This window comes from Nonomuraea fuscirosea (assembly GCF_035917475.1).
Lineage (GTDB): Bacteria > Actinomycetota > Actinomycetes > Streptosporangiales > Streptosporangiaceae > Nonomuraea > Nonomuraea fuscirosea.
The window spans coordinates 10,993,040-11,012,107 of record NZ_CP109074.1 but is presented as its reverse complement, the minus strand read 5'-3'; the positions used below and the strand labels follow the sequence as shown (position 1 = coordinate 11,012,107).

The 19,068-nt window shown below is 67.8% G+C and carries 17 protein-coding genes; 7 read left to right on the top strand and 10 right to left on the bottom strand.

The window, feature by feature from the left end:
- Positions 1–11: 11 nt before the first annotated feature.
- Complete coding sequence (locus tag OIE67_RS50810) at positions 12–638, top strand: TetR/AcrR family transcriptional regulator (RefSeq protein ID WP_326645738.1); 627 nt, start codon at positions 12–14, stop codon at positions 636–638.
- A 638-nt stretch (positions 639–1,276) separates the two neighbouring features.
- Complete coding sequence (locus OIE67_RS50805; RefSeq protein ID WP_326634200.1) at positions 1,277–1,702, top strand: DUF5709 domain-containing protein; 426 nt, start codon at positions 1,277–1,279, stop codon at positions 1,700–1,702.
- Between the two features lie 381 nt (positions 1,703–2,083).
- On the opposite strand, the gene OIE67_RS50800 is transcribed toward OIE67_RS50805, so the two are convergent.
- Both OIE67_RS50800 and OIE67_RS50795 read right to left on the bottom strand, forming a co-directional pair.
- Entirely contained in the window at positions 2,084–3,028 is a 945-nt protein-coding gene (locus tag OIE67_RS50800) for an NADP-dependent oxidoreductase (RefSeq protein WP_326634198.1), read from the bottom strand.
- Positions 3,029–3,653: 625 nt separating this feature from the next.
- Positions 3,654–4,028, bottom strand: coding sequence for a DUF4333 domain-containing protein (locus OIE67_RS50795; RefSeq protein ID WP_326634196.1), 375 nt, complete (start codon positions 4,026–4,028; stop codon positions 3,654–3,656).
- Between the two features lie 446 nt (positions 4,029–4,474).
- Between OIE67_RS50795 and OIE67_RS50790 the strand changes: the two genes are divergently transcribed.
- Positions 4,475–5,443, top strand: a complete 969-nt coding sequence (locus tag OIE67_RS50790; protein ID WP_326634194.1) for an AraC-like ligand-binding domain-containing protein — start codon at positions 4,475–4,477, stop codon at positions 5,441–5,443.
- An 83-nt stretch (positions 5,444–5,526) separates the two neighbouring features.
- Here OIE67_RS50790 and OIE67_RS50785 read toward each other — a convergent pair whose 3' ends face one another.
- From OIE67_RS50785 to OIE67_RS50750, 8 genes are all read right to left on the bottom strand, one after another.
- Positions 5,527–6,954, bottom strand: a complete 1,428-nt coding sequence (locus OIE67_RS50785; protein ID WP_326634192.1) for a DEAD/DEAH box helicase — start codon at positions 6,952–6,954, stop codon at positions 5,527–5,529.
- 357 nt (positions 6,955–7,311) lie between these two features.
- Complete coding sequence (locus OIE67_RS50780) at positions 7,312–7,518, bottom strand: cold-shock protein (protein WP_106241661.1); 207 nt, start codon at positions 7,516–7,518, stop codon at positions 7,312–7,314.
- Positions 7,519–7,967: 449 nt separating this feature from the next.
- Positions 7,968–8,384, bottom strand: coding sequence for a hypothetical protein (locus OIE67_RS50775; RefSeq protein ID WP_326634190.1), 417 nt, complete (start codon positions 8,382–8,384; stop codon positions 7,968–7,970).
- A gap of 88 nt (positions 8,385–8,472) precedes the next feature.
- The gene (locus tag OIE67_RS50770) at positions 8,473–9,672 is read right to left on the bottom strand and encodes a fumarylacetoacetate hydrolase family protein (RefSeq protein ID WP_326634188.1); all 1,200 of its coding nucleotides are present in this window, start codon (positions 9,670–9,672) and stop codon (positions 8,473–8,475) included.
- Positions 9,669–10,850 (bottom strand): mandelate racemase/muconate lactonizing enzyme family protein, encoded by a 1,182-nt coding sequence (locus OIE67_RS50765; protein ID WP_326634186.1) that lies wholly within the window; start codon positions 10,848–10,850, stop codon positions 9,669–9,671. The genes OIE67_RS50770 and OIE67_RS50765 overlap by 4 nt, the downstream gene beginning before the upstream one ends.
- 7 nt (positions 10,851–10,857) lie before the next feature.
- Positions 10,858–11,688, bottom strand: coding sequence for a carbohydrate ABC transporter permease (locus OIE67_RS50760; protein WP_326634183.1), 831 nt, complete (start codon positions 11,686–11,688; stop codon positions 10,858–10,860).
- A complete protein-coding gene (locus tag OIE67_RS50755) occupies positions 11,688–12,632 on the bottom strand; it encodes a carbohydrate ABC transporter permease (RefSeq protein WP_326634181.1) in 945 nt (314 codons plus the stop codon). The genes OIE67_RS50760 and OIE67_RS50755 overlap by 1 nt, the downstream gene beginning before the upstream one ends.
- Before the next feature lie 64 nt (positions 12,633–12,696).
- Positions 12,697–13,947, bottom strand: a complete 1,251-nt coding sequence (locus OIE67_RS50750; RefSeq protein WP_326634179.1) for an ABC transporter substrate-binding protein — start codon at positions 13,945–13,947, stop codon at positions 12,697–12,699.
- A gap of 135 nt (positions 13,948–14,082) precedes the next feature.
- Here OIE67_RS50750 and OIE67_RS50745 point away from each other — a divergent pair, with 135 nt between their 5' ends.
- The 4 genes from OIE67_RS50745 (at position 14,083) to OIE67_RS50730 (ending at position 19,034) form a co-directional block, all read left to right on the top strand.
- On the top strand, positions 14,083–14,856 hold the full coding sequence (locus OIE67_RS50745) for an IclR family transcriptional regulator (RefSeq protein WP_326634177.1): 774 nt from the start codon (positions 14,083–14,085) through the stop codon (positions 14,854–14,856).
- Between the two features lie 224 nt (positions 14,857–15,080).
- Entirely contained in the window at positions 15,081–16,493 is a 1,413-nt protein-coding gene (locus OIE67_RS50740) for a glutamate decarboxylase (protein ID WP_326634175.1), read from the top strand.
- Between the two features lie 5 nt (positions 16,494–16,498).
- A complete protein-coding gene (locus tag OIE67_RS50735) occupies positions 16,499–17,683 on the top strand; it encodes a cytochrome P450 (protein WP_326634173.1) in 1,185 nt (394 codons plus the stop codon).
- A 184-nt stretch (positions 17,684–17,867) separates the two neighbouring features.
- Positions 17,868–19,034, top strand: coding sequence for an epoxide hydrolase family protein (locus tag OIE67_RS50730; RefSeq protein WP_326634170.1), 1,167 nt, complete (start codon positions 17,868–17,870; stop codon positions 19,032–19,034).
- Positions 19,035–19,068: the final 34 nt, after the last annotated feature.

Below are 19,068 nucleotides of genomic sequence, written 5' to 3'. Positions count from 1 at the left end.
ATGAATGCGTGATGACGATCGCTGACTCGCACACTGGCAGACGCCTGACGGCGCGTGGCGCAAAGACGCGGGCAAGGATCGTCGCCGCAGCGGCCGACCTGATGTACGTCCAGGGAGTCGGGGACACCACGCTCGACGACGTGCTCGCGGCAAGTGGAGTGAGCAAGTCGCAGCTGTACCACCACTTCGACGGCAAGGAACCGCTCGTGCGCGCCGTCATCGATCACGTGGGAGAACGCGTCATCGAGCGTGAGCGCGATGCGCTCGGCCATGTCTCGACGATCGCAGGTCTGCGACGCTGGCGGGATGCGTTGGTACAGAACAACGCGCTGCGGCATGGTGCCTACGGCTGTGCGCTCGGCACGCTGGCCTCCGAGGTCTCCGACCAGGACGACCTCGGGCGCCTGGCCTTGTCACAGCTTTTCAGCGAATGGCAGGAACTCCTGGCGCGCGTGTTGCGCCGGCTTCAGGACAAGGGCACGCTTCCGGCCGAGGCGCCGATCGACCAACTCGCGACCGGCCTCATGGCCGCCCTCCAGGGCGGATACATGCTGGCCCAGACCGCGCGCGATGTCACACCGATGGCGACCTCCATCGACATGGCGCTGGCGTACATCGAGAGCCTGTCTGCCGGTTGAGCTGGCGTTGGCGGCATGAGATCCCGGAGCGGGGCCCCTCTCCTTGAGCCCGCCAGCCAAGCAATCTGGTGCCGTGGCCCCTCACGGTCCCCATGATCGGCTGCGCTGGATTGACAGTACTGATGGCAGGCGTAGGCACGAAGGCGCGGCCTCCCTCCACGCTGGAAGGGTGAGCCGATGAGCGGCGAAGAACAGGTACCGGTGACCGAGGTGTGATCGACAACACCGATCAGGGGCGGTTCGAGCTTCACCGCGACCGCGATCTGGTCGGCTGGCTCTGCTACACCCGCCTGAAGCCCAACCGGTACGCCCTACCGCACACCGAGGTGTAGTCGAGCCATCAGCACCAGGGCGTGGCGAGCGCAATGGTGCGGCAGGTGCTCAACCAGATCCGCGCCAGCGTTGCTCACTGCCTTCGTCACCGGTCTGCCTGCGACCGTACCCGGCCGCCTCCTTGGCCAGCGACCCGATCGAGCCAAAGACACTGGTCTAAATCGTCCATTTTTTCTCCGACAACGCTACGATACCAGGGCGAACACGAGCCTCCTGCGGAAGCGCACGTACCCGACAGCGGCACGATTCGGGAGGACACCCGCGGGCACATGTTGTCCGACCCAGCCAACCCACTCATAGGAGAGATGATGGACGACTACGTCCCCGGACTGCTGCCCCCAGAGGAGAGTCTCGATGACGAGGAACTTGGTGAGGACGGCGACGGCCCGGGCTATCTGCCAGCGGATCGCCCGATCGGAAGCCTGGCCTGGGGGCTGACCGCCGACGAAGCTCGCACCCACGAACCCTTCAGCCAGAGACTTGCCCATGAGGTTCCCGACTTCGCAACTGAAGAGTCCGGCGACGGGATCGGTGATGCATCCGATACTGACGGCGAACTCATCGACGACCAGGTCGGATATCTGAGGGCAGGGCGGCTCGTCTCGGCCACCCAAGATGCCGGCGACCCGTCATCGGACCTTTGGGCCGAGGACATCGGCATCGACCGTGCGGGCGCCTCCGCAGAGGAGGCTGCGATTCATATCGTCTCCGACGACCAGTTCGAAGTGTAGGTGGTTCAAGGACCAGTTCTGGCTCCATCCTCCAGGAGCCCTGTCCGACGCACCTTGGTCAAGCAACACCCACAGGGTCAGGTGTTGCGATCACCCCGAGTTCCCAAGTCCGGAGGCGAGCCTCAGTCTCACGCGCCTTCCGGTACGGGGGTTGGAGTACCGGATGCCAACCATGTCCGGTGGCGGTTCATGGCTGACGCCATCCATCGAGCAACCTCACGGTCGCCGAAAATGCTCAGGGCCGCTTCAACCGTCAGTCGGTGCGTTTCAGGTCGTGCGCGCGCAGGTCGGTCACACGAGCCGACGTCCGGGTGAGACCGGTTGCGAACCGTCGCGGCTCGCCGCGCCGATCCTTCGCCCGGCGATCATGCCGCCGGCTCCTCAGGGGCGAACGCGGATGATGGTCTTTCCCTTGGGCCGCTCGGCCGGGTTGAAGGCGGCGACGGCATCGTCGAGGGTTGCGATGTTGCCGATGTTCGTCCGCACTCGCCCGTTACGGACACGCCGGACGATCTCCCCCAGTTGAAGGCGATCGGGCACGACAACGAAGTCGACCGCCAGGCCATCGGTGGGCCGCGCCTCGGGCGGGCCGGCGATGGTCACCAGCGTCCCTCCGGCTCGAACCAGACCCGCGGACCGGTTCCCGATGTCTCCGCCGAAGATGTCAAACACCAGATCGACTCCACCGATCTCTTCCAAGGTGTCGTTCTCGAGGTCGACGAACTCCTGTGCGCCGAAGTCGAGGGCCGTCTGCCGGTCGGCAGCGCGTCCAGAGCCGAGGACATACGCGCCCGACTCGCGGGCGAGCTGCGTCGCCATCGAGCCGACTGCACCGGCCGCACCGTGCACAAGGACGCTCTGCCCCGCCCGAAGGCGGCCGTGCTCGAACAGCCCCTGCCACGCGGTCAGCCCCGACATCACGACGCTCGCGCCTACCGCGAAGTCGACGTCGCCCGGGAGTGGCGCAAGGTTGCGCGCCTCGACGACTGCGTACTCCGCCAGCGTCCCGTCACGAGTCCAGTCCGTGAGGCCGAACACCCGCTGGCCCACCGACAGCCCCGTCGTGCCATAGCTGAGGGCGCTGACCACTCCGGCCAGTTCGTGGCCGGGGATCGACGGCGTCCGGTCACGGCCGAGGCGGTCGGTCCAGGTCGAGGGCCACGACAGCTCATCCCAGGTGAACCCGGACGCATGAACCTCAACGACGACATCGCCGTAGTTCGCGCCCGAGAGGCTGGCGAGCCTAGCCGCCTGCGGTTCGGGCCGCTCCACCAGCTTCATCCCAGCCGTTCCGGCAAGCCGGTCCGTCACCACGATCGCTTTCATCCGGTGCCTCCCTGCATCCAGTCCTCGCCGCAAGTCTCTTAATGCCTTATGGACTATATCGTCCATCATGATTTCGACGAGACACGGTACGCCAGATGCGGACACACGGACATGAACTCTTGATGTCCCGGACGAAATAGTCCCATTACAGCCAGACTGCCGACGTTCCGCTCCGTCGGGCCGGCCCCCGTCGTAACCCGAGAACAAGAGCGCGCATGTCGACATCAAGTTCAATCATCGGTGCCGTAGATCTGATCCCCGCACACCGACACGAGCGTGACCCCACCGCGGTCGGCCATCGAGTCGGCGGCGGAGGATCTGGTTCTCCTGACGGAGCATCGGCAGCTCAACGTCCCTGGACAGATCAGCACGACCAGCAGGCCGAACAAGTCACTCACCAATGGGTAGGCCAGCGACGACAGCACCCCGAAACGGTCGCAGCAACCGCCCTGATCATGCAGCAAAACACCAGCTCACAGCACGACACCGAATTGACGAGCGGGACACCGAAGCGACAGCCCCGGTTGCCGTGTCGCGCCTTCCGCTTCCGGGGACCGGTCCCCCGAAGGGACCGGATCTCCGACCTGAGTCTTTCGTTTCCCGAACGGTCGCGCGAGCTCTGTGTTCACCCGACGTTGTCGTCGACCTTGAAGTTGTAGTTGACCTGCTTGCCGCTGACCGAGGTGGCAGTGACGGTGACACCGAGGATGTCGCTGCCGGCAGTGAGCTCGCAGCGGATCGTGGCGCCGACCCGGGCCGGGAGGTGCTCAGGACAGGTGACCCTGTCGGGACGCTTGCCGGAGTTCGCGGCGAGCTTGTCGGAGATCGTCTGCGCGACTCGGGCCTTGTGGACGGCCCCGCCCTCGCTGACGCCCGCGTCCTCGGGCTTGGCGGGGTCGTCACCGACTCGCTGCTCCTCAGGCGTCTGCCGCTTCTCGGTGGGGGCCTCCTCGGCAGCGGCTGCTTCCTCGCTGGCCGTCGCCTCACTCTTCTTCCCCACGTCGCCGAAACTGATGGAGCATCCGGTGGCGAGAAGCACCGTCAGTGCGCCCAGCGCCGCCGCGGCCGCAATCCTCTTGTTACGCTCCGTATGCCACATGAGTTCCCCTGTTTGTGGGTGATGAGAAAAGGATCAGGATGCCGGGGGACGACCGCGTGCTCGCTACGGCGACGGCGCAAGCTCCGCTCGACGCCGTGGACGCCAGGCGATCGCGTCGGTGGAAGGCAGCCTGCGCGGCGTTCTCCCTTCCCTGACCTCGTCCATAGACCTTAGGGTCATCGTGGGCTTCGGACTTTGTCATGCATGCTGGGCACTTTGTCAGTGGTGCACAGCTTCAGGCGCCGTATCAGGCGAGGGCCCTACCGTGTCGAGGGGAGTCTTGTGAGGGAACGGGTCGAGGTATCGCCAGGCCGGCTCTGTGATCGACGCGGACGAAGGTCCGCCTCATGAGCCCGGTCCTCGACACCGCGTTCATACCGCCGCGGGACCGGGAGGAAGTGATCCGGAACGCGGTGTGGGAATCCATGGTGGCAGTCGACATCGACCACGGTCCGCCGGCTGAGGACATCGCCGTTCGCATAGGGCTCGGCGCCGTCGGGCCCCTCAGGGTCTGTTCGGCCCAGGCGACCGCGGTCACGCTCCGTCGGACGGAGCGGCTCGCCCGGGAGGATGAGGAGCCGGCCGTCACCTTGGGTGTTCAGATGACGGGCAGCAGCATGGTGGTGCAGAACGGTCGCGAGTGCCTGCTGAGGCCAGGAGACTGCGCCGTCTTCGAGTCGGTCGATCCCTACACACTTCTCTTCGACGAGGGAGTCGACCACCGCTTCATCCGCTTCCCACGCGCTGCACTCGCGCTCCCCGACAGGTTGCTGAGAGACATCACCGCGGTCCCTCTGGGATCCGGCAACCCCATCGCGCGTCTCGCCTTCACCTACTTCTCCCAACTGGCCGTCACCGACGAACTGCACCAGGGTGTGCACGCCGACGCCGCCGTGCAACCCAGCGTCGAACTCCTCCGTGCCGTCCTGACGTCCCAGCACGGCAACTCCGGCTTGGCCAAGGCGCCGCTGGAGGCGACGCTCAGCCTGCGGGTCACTGGTTACATCCGCGAGCATCTGGCCGATCGGGATCTGTCGGCGGCGCGGATAGCCGCGGCGCACGACATCTCCGTACGCCATCTCTACGCCGTGCTGTCTCGCTCGGGAATCAGCCTCGGAGACTGGATCCGCACACGCCGCCTGGCCGAATGCAGGCGGGAACTGGCCGGCCCTAACGGGCGGCTGCGGACCATCGCGGCGATAGGGCGGAGCTGGGGCTTCGCGGACGCGACCCACTTCAGCAAGGTGTTCAAACAGACGTACGGGATCTCACCGCGGGCCTGGCGCGAACAGAACCACCCCCGCGCCTCCACGTGATGGTCAGACCCCAACTGCAGCGACTCTTGCCAACAGCCCGAAAGCCTCGACTACCTGGCCTTGGGCGAGCCCCCCATCCGCTGCTACCGGTATCGTCTGCCGTTCCGTCCCGATCGACGACTGGCAGCCGGTGCGGTGATGGTCACGGGGATGCCTGAGGGAGCCTGGGCGCCCGTGATACGCCTCAGCTCGGACTCGCCCGAACGGACCTCGCTGGTCTGCGGGACGATACCGGCGTCGGCCAGCAAGCGGGTCATGTCACGGCGCTGATTGGGCAGCACCAGGGTGACGACGCTGCCGGACTCGCCGGCGCGGGCGGTGCGGCCGCCGCGGTGCAGGTAGTCCTTGTGGTCGCTCGGCGGGTCGACGTTGACGACGAGGTCCAGGTTGTCGACGTGGATGCCGCGGGCCGCGACGTTGGTCGCCACCAGCGCCGTGACGTGGCCGCTCTTGAACTGGGCGAGGGTGCGGGTGCGCTGGGGCTGGGACTTGCCTCCGTGCAGCGCGGCGGCGCGCACTCCGCTGTTCAGCAGTTGATCGGTGAGCCGGTCCACAGCGTGCTTGGTGTCCAGGAACATGATCACCCGGCCGTCGCGAGCAGCGATCTCCACCGTGGTGGCCTGCTTGTCGGCACCCTGGATGTGCAGCACGTGGTGCTCCATCGTGGTGACCGCGCCCGCCGAGGGGTCGACCGAATGGACCACCGGGTCGCTCAGATAGCGACGGACCAGCAGATCGACGTTGCGGTCCAGAGTGGCGGAGAACAGCATCCGCTGGCCGTCCGGGCGCACCTGGTCGAGCAGGTGGGTGATCTGCGGCATGAAGCCCATGTCGGCCATCTGGTCCGCCTCGTCCAGCACGGTGATGCCGACCTGGTCCAGGCGGCAGTCGCCGCGCTCGATGAGATCCCTGAGCCGTCCCGGGGTCGCGATGACGACCTCGGCACCGCCGCGCAGCGCATGGGCCTGGCGGCTGATCGGCATGCCGCCGACGACCGTGGCCAGCCGCAGCTTCAGTGCCTGGGCGTACGGCGTGAGCGCATCGGTGACCTGCTGGGCCAGTTCCCTGGTGGGGACGAGGATCAGGGCGAGCGGTCGCCGCGATTGTGCCCGCTGTCCGAAGGTGCGGGCGAGCAGGGCCAGGCCGAAGGCGAGTGTCTTGCCCGACCCGGTGCGCCCCCGCCCCAGGACGTCCCGGCCGGCCAGGGAGTTCGGCAGCGTGGCCGCCTGGATCGGGAACGGTTCGTTCATGCCCAGGCTGGTGAGCACCTTCAGCAGTGCGGGCGGCATGCTCAGCTCAGCGAATGTCGCGGCCGCCGGCAGAGCCGGAGTCACGGTGACCGGCAGCGCGAACTCTCTCTGGAGCGCGGCGGGACGCCGCCCGTTGCCGGACCGGCTGGAGGCGCCTGAACGGCCCTGAGCCGGAGAGCTGAATCGGCCGCCCCTGCCTCGGGCGGAGCCGCCCGTACGGGCCGAAGAGTTGCGATCGTGCGCGCGAGTTGCGTGGTTCATGCAGAACCTTCCTCAATGCGGCACGTGTCAGGTGGTTCTCGGGGCGACAAGCGGCACAAGAACAGCGAGCACGAGCCGAAGAAAAGACGAGCCGAACCGGCGGAGACAGCCTGGGCTCGGACGTCGAAATGGTCGGCTTTCGCCGGAAGAAACGGCGGCTGTGATGCCGCGCCGTAGAACTGGAGCGGGCCTGATGCCCGAACCGGAGCCATCGGTGGCGCATCCGGTGTGCGGCGGAAGAACAGACACGCTGTGCTTCTCGGGTTGTGAGGTCATCACGGCACGATGGATGCCACAAAAGCAACGCGCCGGGGACCGCGCCCTGCGGCGCGGGCCCCGGCTACGTGGTGCGCGGTGTCAGGCGGGAACGATGTTCTCGGCCTGCGGGCCCTTCTGGCCCTGCGTGATGTCGAAGGCCACCTTCTGGCCCTCGCGCAGCTCACGGTAGCCGCCGTTGGCGACGATGTTGGAGTAGTGGGCGAAGACGTCGGCGCCGCCGCCGTCCTGCTCGATGAAGCCGAAGCCCTTTTCCGCGTTGAACCACTTCACGGTGCCAGAAGCCATGCTGATCTCCTTCGATGGGTGCAAAGCCGGAATCCGCATCGAACGGATTCCGCGTCGCCGCGATAGGACCACACACCCGGAAATGACCGGAGAACAAAAAATGCACCCGAGGCTACATACCGTCAGGTGCACACAAGTCTTTATGGGTACCACAACTGCAACTGATCCCAATCTAGCACATGCGCCGTCGTGCATGACCAACATGGGCCCCGCGACCGATCCGAACAGGTGCCGTCGCCGGACGATACGGAGATCGAAGGCCTACCCGCGGCGCCGGCCGGCGCCGAAGCCGACGGCGGCGAACTGCTTCGCCGCCGGCGCGCGTTCAGGGTGGGTGAGCCACTGCGAGGCAAGCCCGACGAGCAGGGCGAGGTAGTGGGACCCGGTCGCGTGGACCTCGTCCGGGTCGCTGTCCGGGCCGAGGCCGGCGAACGCCCGCGCCAGCGCCGCTACCGGCCGCCGGTGAAGGAGGCGGCGGGGACGAACAGCTCGTGCCCGGTGCCGAAGCGGACCTGTACGCCTTCCGGAGTCCACTGTGTGGACCGCACCGGCTTGTCGGCGATGCCCGGGAGGTCGACGTCGACGAAGTGGCCGTAGCGCAGCGACGGATCGCGTCCCGCGTACAGGCGATAGGAGTCCTCCAGCAGCGAGTGATCGCGAATGAGCGCTATCACGTGCGCGGAGCCGTCGTCGTACGCGACCGTGCCCGGCTGCTTGTCGGTGTAGAGGGTCTGCTGGGCGGGCCAGCGCATCGCGATCATCGCCCCCGCACACAGCACGACGCCCACGATCAGGCCGACCACCAGGGGGCCGAGCCGTCCCGGCCGACGTGCGGTGCCGGATGGCGCAGGGGTGTGGACCGTCATGGTCACCTCTCTCTCAGAGACGTGACGACCCTTCCAGCCCCGCCTTTCACTCCCCTTTCTCGCCGCTTGAAGGGACGCGGGACAGTGCTCACAACAGTCCTCTGCCGTGGAGATTTCCCATGAGGTCGCGGATCCCGAAGCTCCAAGGCGTACAGTCCTCGGCGTTCTGGACGCGGTTGACGAGGGTGCCGAGTGCGGGAGAGCTGATCCGCACCACGTCGCCGGTCTTGTGCGTGAACCCCTCGCCAGGGTGGTCGCGGTCCTGGATGGGCGCGAACATCGTGCCGAGCATGAGGACCGCGCCGTCGGGGTAATGATGCTGCGGGCCGATCAGCTGCCGCACCAGCGCTTCCGGATCACGCGAGATCTGCGACATCTCCGAGACCGCCTCAAGGCGGAAGCCGTCCTCGCCTTCGACGTCCAGCCGCACCGCGAGGCCGCGTACCTGTTCCAGGTCGAACCGCTCGTCGAAGAGCCGGATGAGGGGGCCGAGCGCGCAGGACGCGTTGTTGTCCTTCGCCATCGGCAGCAGGAGCGCGGATCGGCCTTCGACGTCCCGGAGGTTGACGTCGTTGCCGAGCGTCGCCCCCACGATCCGGCCACTCGACTGGACGATGAGTGACACCTCGGGCTCCGGGTTGTTCCAGGTCGAGGCGGCGAGCACCCCGACGGGCACCGCGGTTCCCATGGCGGACAGGATCTGGCCCTTGGTGAAGATCTCGGCATCAGGGCCGATCCCGACCTCCAGGTACTGGCTCCACATGCCTTCGGCGACCAGCGAGGTCTTCAGCCGCGCCGCCTCCTCGGAGCCCGGCGAGAGCTCGTGAAGGTCGGCGCCGACGCCGGCGAGCATCCGGCGGCGGATGTCCGCCGCGAGTGCCATGTCGCCGCCGGCCCGTTCTTCGATGACGCGCTCGATCATCGAGACGGCGAAGGTCACCCCGGCGGCCTTGAGCGCCTGGAGGTCGACCGGTGCGAGCAGCCAGGGCCGGGTACGGTCGCGGGCGGGGGACCCGGTGTTGGCGAGCACGTCCCCGAAGGCGCCGACGTGCCGGCCGTTCAGCCCGGCGACCACGGCAGCGGGTTCCGGCAGCTCGCAGATGTCGCGGACCGTCGGGAACTCCGCGCTGATGTCGATGACCTCTCCGTCGCGGACCACCACGGGTGACGGCCCTTCGACGAGGGGATCCCAGATCCGGCCGATCAGGACGGCGTCCGCGGCATCGTCAGGCAGCGCGTTCGCGGCCGTCCCGTACCAGGCGGGCTCATCGGACGATGACAGGTTCATTCGCCGTCTCCCAGGTTGAAGAAGGACCGCTCGTCGGGTGGCCTGATGTCGAAGACGGCGTCCTGGAACAACCGCATGGGGTGGGGGGTGAAGGGATGCCGGACGATCGCCTCCAGGTCGAGCTCGATGCCGAGACCGGCCCCGGTCGGGATGAGGATGTCACCCTCCTCCGTCAGCACGAGTCGCTCGTTGGTGATCTCCGGGCGCCAGGGGACGTCGGTGGCCATGATCTCCAGGTAGCGGAAGTTGGGCAGGGCGGCCCCGAGCTGCAGCGTCGCCGCCGTGCTCAGCGGTCCGCTGGGATTGTGCGGCGCGAACCCGACGTAGCCGGTCGCGGCGAGCGTCGAGATGAAGGCCAGCTCGGCGATGCCGCCGGCGTGCGTCACATCGGGCTGGACGAAGTCGACCGCCTGGCGGGCGAGCGCCGGCGCGAAGCCCTGCCGTCCCAGCCATCGCTCCCCCGCGGCGATGGGCACCGGCGATGCCCGGCGGATGTCGACGAGAGCGTCGAGGTTGTCCGGCGGGCAGGGCTCCTCGAAGAACACCGGATCGAACTGCGCGATCTCCCGCGCGATCTTGATGGCGTGGGTGACGTCGAACCGGCCGTGGCCCTCGATGAACAGCTCGACGTCGGGCCCGACGGCGGAGCGGACGGCGTCGATCTGCGTGAGCACGCGGTCCAGCTGCCGGGAGGTGATCGTGAGGTCGTAGTTCTCGAAGGGATCCCACTTGAGACCGCGAAAGCCGCTGTCGACGGTCCTCTGCGCGGCGGCCGCGTATTCCTCGGGCGTGGCGGCTCCGGAGAACCAGCCGTTGGCGTACGCGCGCACCCGGTCGCGGGTGGCGCCGCCGAGCAGGCGGGAGACCGGGACGCCGAGCTCTCGTGCCGAGATGTCCCACAGCGCCATCTCGAACGAGCTCAGCGCGGTCATGATGACGGGGCCGCCGCGCCAGTACCAGTCCCTGGCCAGCTCGTACAGGATGCCGGAGATGCGCGTGGGGTCCAGCCCGGTCACGGCCTCGGCCAGTTCGGTGATGGCGCCCTGGACGGCGCGTTCCTTGCCCTCCAGGGTCGCTTCACCCAGTCCGACGATTCCCTCGTCCGTCGAGACGCGGACGATCACGAGGTTGGTGCGGTAGAAGTCGACGACGAGGGTGTCGACTGAGGTGATCTTCACGTGCGGCTCAGCCCTTCACGGCGCCGGCGGTCATGCCGGCGACCACATACTTCTGGACGAACAGGTAGAAGACGACGGCCGGTGCCGTGAACAGGAAGGAGACCGCCATGACCGTCTGGATGGGCGTGCCGAGTTCGCCGATGAAGCCGGCGATGCCGACCGATGCCGGCTGCGTCCCGGGAGTGAAGATGAACGTCACGGCGAACACGTACTCGTTCCAGGCGTGGAAGAACGCGATGACCGCGCTGGCGGCGAGCGAGGGGGCGATCAGCGGCACGTTGATGCGGGTGAGCACGGTGAGCGGTCGTGCTCCGTCGACCCGCGCGGACTCCTCGATCTCACGGGGCAGGCCGTCGAAGGCGCCCTTGAGGATGAGTGCGACGATCGGCAGGACGAAGGCGGAGTTGACCAGGATGAGCCCGCCGAGGGAGTCGAGGAGGTCGAATCGCCGGAAGAGTGCGAACAGCGGCACGACCATGAGCGCCTCGGGAAGCATCTGCGTGAACAGCAGCACGACGGTCATGAGGACCTTGCCCCGGAACGAGAATCGCGAGAGGGCGTAGCCGAGCGGGATGCCGAGACCGATCGACAGGACCGTCGTGCCCGCGGCGATCACCAGACTGTTGCGCAGCCAGGTCGCCGCCTTGCCTTCGGCCAGCGCGTCGATGAAGACTCCGAACTGGGAGAAGTCGGGGACGAGCCGGGCCTTGGCCGCGAAGAGCTCCGAATCGCCGGACAGCGCGGTGACGAACATCCAGTACAGCGGGAAGACGGCGACCCCGAGCACGACGAGAACACCGACGATCCGCAGGGTCAGACCGATGTGGGGCAGCCTCATCAGCCGGCCTCCCTTTCAGCGGCGCGGGCGACGAACCGGCTGCCGGCGATGACGATGAGCGAGACGACCACACCGACCATGCCGACCGCCGCAGCCGAGCCGAGTTGCTTGGAGTCGAAGGCCTGCGAGTAGAGGTCGATGACCAGCGTCTCGGTCGCGCCGACCGGTCCCCCCTTTGTCATGAGCCAGATGAGCTCGAACCGCCGTAGCGACCAGATGGTCATGAGGAGGGCGAGCAGGCCGACGGTCGGCTTGATGGACTGCCAGGTGACGGCGCGGAAGGTCGACCATCGTCCCGCGCCGTCCATCATCGCGGCCTCGGTGAGGTGCGACGGGACGGCCTGCAGCGCGGACAGCAGGACCACCGAGGTGAACGGGAACAGCTGCCAGATGGTCGTGACGAGGATGGCCGGGAGGGCGTATCGCGGGCTGTCGAGGATGGCGCCGCCGGGGACGCCGAGGCCGACCGTGTCGAGGAAGCGGTTGACGATGCCGTAGTCCGGGTTGAGCATCCAGATCGCGATGAGCGCGACCGCGATGCCGGGCGCCGCCCACGGAATGGTCACCAGTGCCCGCGCCACCCCCCGGCCGCGGAAGCCCTTGTTGAGCAGCAGGGCGACCGCGAGCCCGGTTCCCACGGCGGCGACGACGCACACGACGACGTAGATGAGGGTGATGAGGAGGGTACGGCGGAACTCCGCGTCGCCGAAGATACGGGTGTAGTTGTCGAGCCCCACCCAGGTGCTGCGTGTGGGGTTCAGCAACGAGGTTCGCGTGAAGCTCAGAAAGACTTCCTGCGCCAGCGGAACGACCTGGAAGACCAGGATGAAGAGGGCTGCGGGGGCCAGGAAGAAGTAGGGCGTCCACTTGCTCCCCAGAGGGCTGCCTCGACGCCGGGTCCCGGTTCGAGGCCCTGGAAGCTGCTGCTGTTCCAGCGCGGTCATCGAATGTGGTCCTTAGAGAATAGGACGCCGCCGGCGGAAGGGGCTCGCCGGCGGTGTCGTCCGGTCAGCCGACCTGCTGGGTCGCTTGTTGCTGAGCGCGGTCCAGTGCGGTCTTGAGGTCGACCGTGCCCTGGAGCGCCGCGATCACGTTCTGCACGACGATCTTGCGGATGTCCGGGGTCTTCGCCTCGAATCCCTGGACGATCTGCGGCAGGCTCGTCTCGGTGAGGTCGTCGAAGACGGTCAGGAACGGCGTCTCCTTGAGCTGCTCAGGGCTTCGCTTGGTGACCGTCGCCACGCTGCTGGCGCCGAGGATCTCCTGCAGCTTGACCTGGTTCTCCGGCTCAAGCGTCCACTTGATGAAGGTCGCCGCCGCCTCCTTGGCCGGGCTCGCCTCGTTGATCACGATGGGGGCGAGGATCGCGCCCTGCTTGCGGACCGGGAACGGGATGGGCGCGACGTTGAAGTTCAGATCGGCGTTCTGGCCGCGGGTCGCCGTCACGTAGCCGCCGTTGTTGAGCTCCATGCCGACCTTGCCCTCGGCGAACATGCGGCGGAACGTCGCCGCGTCCGTGCCACGCGGGATCACCTTGGCGTCGTACAGGTCCTTGAACGCCTGCAGACCCTTGAGGTTCGCGGGCGAGTTGATCGTCAGCTTCTGGCCGTCCGACCACGCGCCGCCGAAGCCGTAGACGTAGTTGAAGATGTCCTGCCACACGCCGGCTTCCTCGGCCTCCGTCTGGCGGAACGCCAGGCCGTAGGTGTCGCCCTTGGTCAGCGACTTGGCCGTCTTGACGAACTCCTCATAGGTCGTGGGCGGCTTCTTGATCAGATCGGCGTTGTAGAACATCGCGTAGTTCGACGCCTCGAAGATGATCCCGTGACGCTGGCCGTTGTGGACCATGAACTGGTCCGGCTGCTTGATCAGGTCGTACTTGCTGACGTCGACGAGCTCGTCGAGCGGTGCGATGAGGCCGGCATCCGCGGCGGACTCGAACTCCGGCATGTCGAAGCGGATCAGATCGGGCCCTTTTCCGCTGCCCATCTGGGTCAGGACGGTCTGGCCGAACGTCGGGTACGGCACCGCCGCGGGAGCGACCTGGATCTTGTTCTGGCTCTTGTTGAACTCCTCGAGCCATTTCGTGAGTAGCGGGCCCCGGCCGGGGTCGCCGAGGGTCGAGGCGGCGAACGTCAGCTTGGTCACGCCGCCTTCGGATCCGCCATCGTCGGAGCCGCAGCCGGTCAAGAGGGCGGCGGCCATACAGGTGACGCCGGCCGCCGCGACCATGCTCCGGCGAACGCGATGCAGCCTCATTTGTGCTCCAGAATGGTGACTCGTTACTTCCCGTCGGAATTGCAACGATCGTAGCGACATGTGCAACGCTGTCAAGTGACGATTGCGCAGGTCATGCGCTACATTGCAACATACGCAACGAGAAGGAGGCGTTAGGTGGCGCAGACGATCCGGCGCGCGATCGACCTGATCCGCTTGACCGCGGAGCATCCGCTGACCCTCTCAGAGGCCGCGGACGTGCTCGGCGTCCACAAGTCCACGGCCCTCCGCATCCTCCATACGCTGGAGGACGCACGGTTCGTGCGCAGGACGGGAGCCGGGACGTACGTGTTCGGCAGCGGGCTCATCGAGCTGTCGGAGCTCGCGCTCGGCTCCATGGACCTACGTCAGTTCGCATCCCCGCACCTCCGTGCGCTTCAGCGGCAGACGGGCCATACCGTGCACCTGGCACAGTTGACCGGCGACGAGATCATCTACGTCGACAAGGTGGACAGCCCCGCGTTCGACGCGGTGAAGCTGCCGTCACGGATCGGCCGCGCCGTCTCGATCCACGCGAGCGCCGTGGGCAAAGTGATCCTCGCCCATCTCTCCCGGGAGGAACGTGATCGCCTGCTCTCGCACGTCACCTTCGAGCGGCACACCGGCACCACCCTCGCCGACCGCGAATCCCTTGAGGCCGAGCTCACCCGCGTCGCCGAACGCGGCTGGGCCGTCGACGACGGCGAGCACGACGCCTATGTCATGTGCGTCGCCACGCCGATCAGGGATTCGCGCGGACAGGTCATCGCGGCCGTCTCCGTGACCGCGATCGAGGTGATCGCGAGTTTGGAGCAACTGAAGGAGAAGCTTCCGCTCCTGCTGGAGACCTCGGCGCTGATCTCTCAGGAACTCGGGTTCACCTCCCGGCCCTCACCTGATCCGGCGAGCTGAGACGCTCCACGAGAGGCTCCAGGAGCTGCGCGTGCATGGCACGGCTCTGCTCGGCGATGGTGTCGCCCGGCACGACCTCGGCGAGGACTCCCATCCACCGTCGACAGAACGCGATCGCAGCGGCCCAGCACCTCGTGATCGTGGGTGATGCATTGACTCTTGGTAATCATTTGCCTACCGTAAGTGCTTGACGTGGCCAAAAGCTCTTGCGAGGGGTGAAGCTCATGCTCAGGCGAGTCGAAGCCGACCGGTGGCAAGAATCACTCGATGTCAATCCCCTTTACAACGGGCTGGTGCCGGACGGCGGCGTGCCCCGGTTCAAGATGCCGGCCGGCCCGATGAGTCCCACGGCGGCCCAGGCGCTCATCCGCGACGAACTCCTGCTCGACGGCAACGCCCGGCTCAACCTGGCCACGTTCTGCACGACCTGGATGGAACCCCAGGCCCGCGAGCTCATCGCCGAGACCCTCGACCGCAACCTCGTCGACCACGACCAGTACCCGCAGACGGCCGACATCGAGGCGCGCTGCGTCAACATGCTCGATCACCTGTGGGGCGATCCGAACGGCGCCAGCGTCGGCTGCTCCACGGGCGGCTCCAGCGAGGCGGCCATGCTCGGCGCGCTGGCGATGAAGTTCCAGTGGCGCGAGCGGCGCCGGGCGGCCGGGCTGCCCACCGCCAACCCCAACCTCGTGATGGGCACCGCCGTCCACACCTGCTGGCCGAAGTTCTGCCAGTACTGGGACGTCGAGCCACGCTGGATACCGATCGAGGAGCCCGCCTTCACCCTGAACCCGGCCCGGCTCGGCGAGTTCTGCGACGAGAACACCATCGGCGTCATCGGCGTGCTCGGCTCCACCCAATGCGGCAAGTACGACCCGATCGAGCAGATGTCGGCCGAGCTGGACCGGCTGGAGGCCGAGCGCGGGCTGAGGATCCCGCTGCACGTGGACGCGGCCGTGGGCGGCTTCATCACCCCGTTCCTGGAACCCGACATGGTGTGGGACTTCCGGCTGCCCCGGGTGCAGTCGATCAACACCTCGGGGCACAAGTTCGGCCTGGTCTACCCCGGCGTCGGCTGGATCGTCTGGCAGGAGCCGGACGCCCTGCCGCAGGACCTGGTGCTCTCCTGCGACCTGCTCGGCGGCAACATGGACACCTTCACGCTCAACTTCTCCCGCTCCGGCGCCCCGGTCGTCGCGCAGTACTACAACTTCCTGCGGCTCGGCTTCGAGGGCTACCAGGCCGTCCAGCAGACCTGCCGGGACGTGGCGACCTACCTCGGTGCGGAGATCGCGAAACTCCCCGAGCTCTCGCTCATCGCCGACGGCTCGGAACTGCCGGTGCTCGCCGTGCGGACCGCCCCCGGCTACGACGGTTTCACCGTCTTCGACCTGGCCGCCCGGCTGAAGATGCACGGCTGGCAGGCCCCGACGTACTACCTGCCGCCTGACCTGGAGCACATAGCCGTCATCCGTTTCGTCATCCGCAACGGCTTCAGCCAGGACACCGCCGCCAAGCTGCTGGCGAACCTGCGCACCGAGGTGGAGCATCTGCGCGGCAATCCGGTCCCACGCCCTCGCCATGGCGGCGACGAGGCGGCCGCCGAGCAGCCCGGTGTGCCGATGGGAGGGTGAGGCCGATGAACGACTTCGCCGCGTCCATCACCTTCGACCAGCTCGTCGGTGACCCTTATCCGATCTTCGCCAGGCTACGCCGCGAGGCGCCGGTCGTCCTGCTGCCGAAGCTCGGCCTGTGGATGGTCACCCGCTGGGATGACGTGCGCCAGGTCCTCAGCGCCGGCGAGTCGTTCACCAGTGCCTTCCCCTCGATGGCCACGCAGATCTTCGGGGAGCGGTCCGTGCTCAAGGTCGAGGGTGACGCCCACGCCGAGCTGCGCGCCGCCGTGGACACGCGATTCGCCCCCGAACGCATCGAGCGGGCCACCACACTCACCCGCGAGGCCGCGCTGCCGTACGCCGGCGGGCTCGGCAGCCGGGACGAGCTGATGTCCGGCTACTTCGAGCCCGCCGCGAGCACCGCCCTCGCCCGTTTCATCGGCCTGCCGGACGTGGACACCGACGCGCTCATGCGCTGGGCCCGCGACCTCACCGCCGGGATGAGCAACTTCACGGCGGACCCGGCCGTACACGAACAGGCGATGGCCACCGCCGCCGAGATCCGCCGGACGATCGAGCCCTGCGCCCGCAAGACCGCGGACCGGCCCGACGGCTCGGTCCTGTCGCAGCTGCTCCACAGCGGCTGCCCGCCCGATACCGTCCGATCCGCCGAGCACGTCGTGCCCACCTTCATCGAGATCCTCTCGGCGTTCCTGGAACCGGCGGCCGGCGCCGGGCTCACGCTGCTCGCGCTGCTCCAGCACCCCGCGCAGATGCGGGCCGTCCGCGAAGATCCGCGCCTGATCCGCAAGGCCGTGCACGAAACGCTGCGCTGGCTGTCACCGAACGGCGCGCTCAGCCGCCGCGCGACCAAAGACGTGCTCCTCGCCGGGCAGATGATCCCCGCCGGAGCGACCGTCATGGCGGTCATCGCCTCGGCAAGCCGGGACGAGAGCGTCTTCACCGACCCGGACACCTTCGACATCAACCGAGATCCCTTCCCCAACCTGGGCCTCGGATACTCCCGCCACGCCTGCCTCGCCGCCCCGGTCGTCGGCGCCATCATCGGGGCCCTGCTGGACGTGTTGATCGAGCAACACCCACGGCTCTCCTTGGACCCCGAAAAGCCGCATGACCTGCACGGCTGGAAGTTCCGCGTGCTGACGAACCTGCATGTCCGCATCGGCGATCCGGCCCGAGGGAGCTGAATCGCCGGTCGTCTCCCTCTCTGTCATGTGTTCGGTGCCGGGCCGCCGGTAAGGATGAACGCTGTGGACGACGATCGCGTCCGTCGCTCACCAGGCGGGCCGCCCGGTTGCCGCAGGTGATTCGCGGCGGCGCGGGAGCGCGGCTGAGGTGAGGGCCGCGTACGCAGCACAGCGAGGAGAGCCCATGCCGAATAGCGCACCCGTGATCGCGGTCGGTGACGCGGAACTGAACGAGCTCCGCGCTCGGTTGACGTCCACGCGATGGCCCCGGCCCTGGCCGGGGAACGGCTGGGAGGCCGGTACCGACGCCGTGGAGCTCCGCCGCCTCGTCGCCTACTGGGCCTCCGGCTACGACTGGCGGGCTCACGAGGCCGCCATCAACGCCCTCCCGTCCCATTTCGCGGACCTCGACGGGACGGCGGTGCACTATCTCCGCTTCGACGGCGAGCACCCGGACGCGTTGCCGATCATCATCACGCACGGCTGGCCCAGTTCCTTCCTCGAACTCGTCCCCCTCGCCGACCGGCTGGCCACCCCCTCCCGGTACGGCGGGGCAGCGGCGGACGCCTTCACCGTGATCGTCCCCTCACTGCCCGGATTCGCCTTCTCGCCCCAGCGGCCCGCACTCACCGGCGCGGAGCAGACGCACGACCTCTGGCACCGGCTGATGCGCGACGAACTCGGCTTCGAGCGGTACGCGGCACACGGCGGGGACCTGGGCGCCGGCGTCACCTCACGGCTCGCCGAGGCCCACCCCGAGGCGCTGGCCGGCATCCACCTGCTGGCCGTGGCGCCCCCGTCCGGCTACGACCCGGACGGCCTCACCCCGCAGGAGCAGGACCACCTCGCCTCCGTGGCGGCCTGGCAGGCGGAGGAAGGCGGCTACCAGCACCAGCAGAGCACCCGTCCCCTCACCCTGGCCCCTGGCCTGGCCGACTCGCCCGCCGGGCTGCTCGCCTGGATCGTGGAGAAGTACCGTGCCTGGTCCGACAGCGGAGGCGATCTGTCCTCGCGCTTCAGTGACGACTTCATCCTCACGCAGGCGTCCCTCTACTGGTTCACCGGCACGATCTCCACCTCGTTCAGGCCCTACTACGAGTACGCCCACGGCCTGACCAGGCGCGTGGAGCGGGTGAGCGTGCCCACAGCGGTCGCCCTGTTCCCCGCCGACCTGAGCCGGCCCCCGCGGAGCTGGGCCGAGCGCACCTACAACATCGCGCGCTACACGCACATGCCGCGCGGTGGCCACTTCGCCGCCCACGAAGAACCCGACCTGCTGGCCCACGACATCATCGAGTTCTTCCGCGCCCACCGTCCTTCCGCACGGTCAGCCCCTCGATCCGATGCCTGAACCTCCGACAGCGGTCGACGGGCACGCCGAAGAT

Coding starts and splice junctions, on each gene's coding strand:
- OIE67_RS50810 (WP_326645738.1), top strand. CDS start 12: ATGACGATCGCTGACTCGCACACTGGCAGACGCCTGACGGCGCGTGGC.
- OIE67_RS50805 (WP_326634200.1), top strand. CDS start 1,277: ATGATGGACGACTACGTCCCCGGACTGCTGCCCCCAGAGGAGAGTCTC.
- OIE67_RS50800 (WP_326634198.1), bottom strand. CDS start 3,028: ATGAAAGCGATCGTGGTGACGGACCGGCTTGCCGGAACGGCTGGGATG.
- OIE67_RS50790 (WP_326634194.1), top strand. CDS start 4,475: ATGAGCCCGGTCCTCGACACCGCGTTCATACCGCCGCGGGACCGGGAG.
- OIE67_RS50785 (WP_326634192.1), bottom strand. CDS start 6,954: ATGAACCACGCAACTCGCGCGCACGATCGCAACTCTTCGGCCCGTACG.
- OIE67_RS50780 (WP_106241661.1), bottom strand. CDS start 7,518: ATGGCTTCTGGCACCGTGAAGTGGTTCAACGCGGAAAAGGGCTTCGGC.
- OIE67_RS50775 (WP_326634190.1), bottom strand. CDS start 8,384: ATGACGGTCCACACCCCTGCGCCATCCGGCACCGCACGTCGGCCGGGA.
- OIE67_RS50770 (WP_326634188.1), bottom strand. CDS start 9,672: ATGAACCTGTCATCGTCCGATGAGCCCGCCTGGTACGGGACGGCCGCG.
- OIE67_RS50760 (WP_326634183.1), bottom strand. CDS start 11,688: ATGAGGCTGCCCCACATCGGTCTGACCCTGCGGATCGTCGGTGTTCTC.
- OIE67_RS50755 (WP_326634181.1), bottom strand. CDS start 12,632: ATGACCGCGCTGGAACAGCAGCAGCTTCCAGGGCCTCGAACCGGGACC.
- OIE67_RS50750 (WP_326634179.1), bottom strand. CDS start 13,947: ATGAGGCTGCATCGCGTTCGCCGGAGCATGGTCGCGGCGGCCGGCGTC.
- OIE67_RS50740 (WP_326634175.1), top strand. CDS start 15,081: ATGCTCAGGCGAGTCGAAGCCGACCGGTGGCAAGAATCACTCGATGTC.
- OIE67_RS50735 (WP_326634173.1), top strand. CDS start 16,499: ATGAACGACTTCGCCGCGTCCATCACCTTCGACCAGCTCGTCGGTGAC.
- OIE67_RS50730 (WP_326634170.1), top strand. CDS start 17,868: ATGCCGAATAGCGCACCCGTGATCGCGGTCGGTGACGCGGAACTGAAC.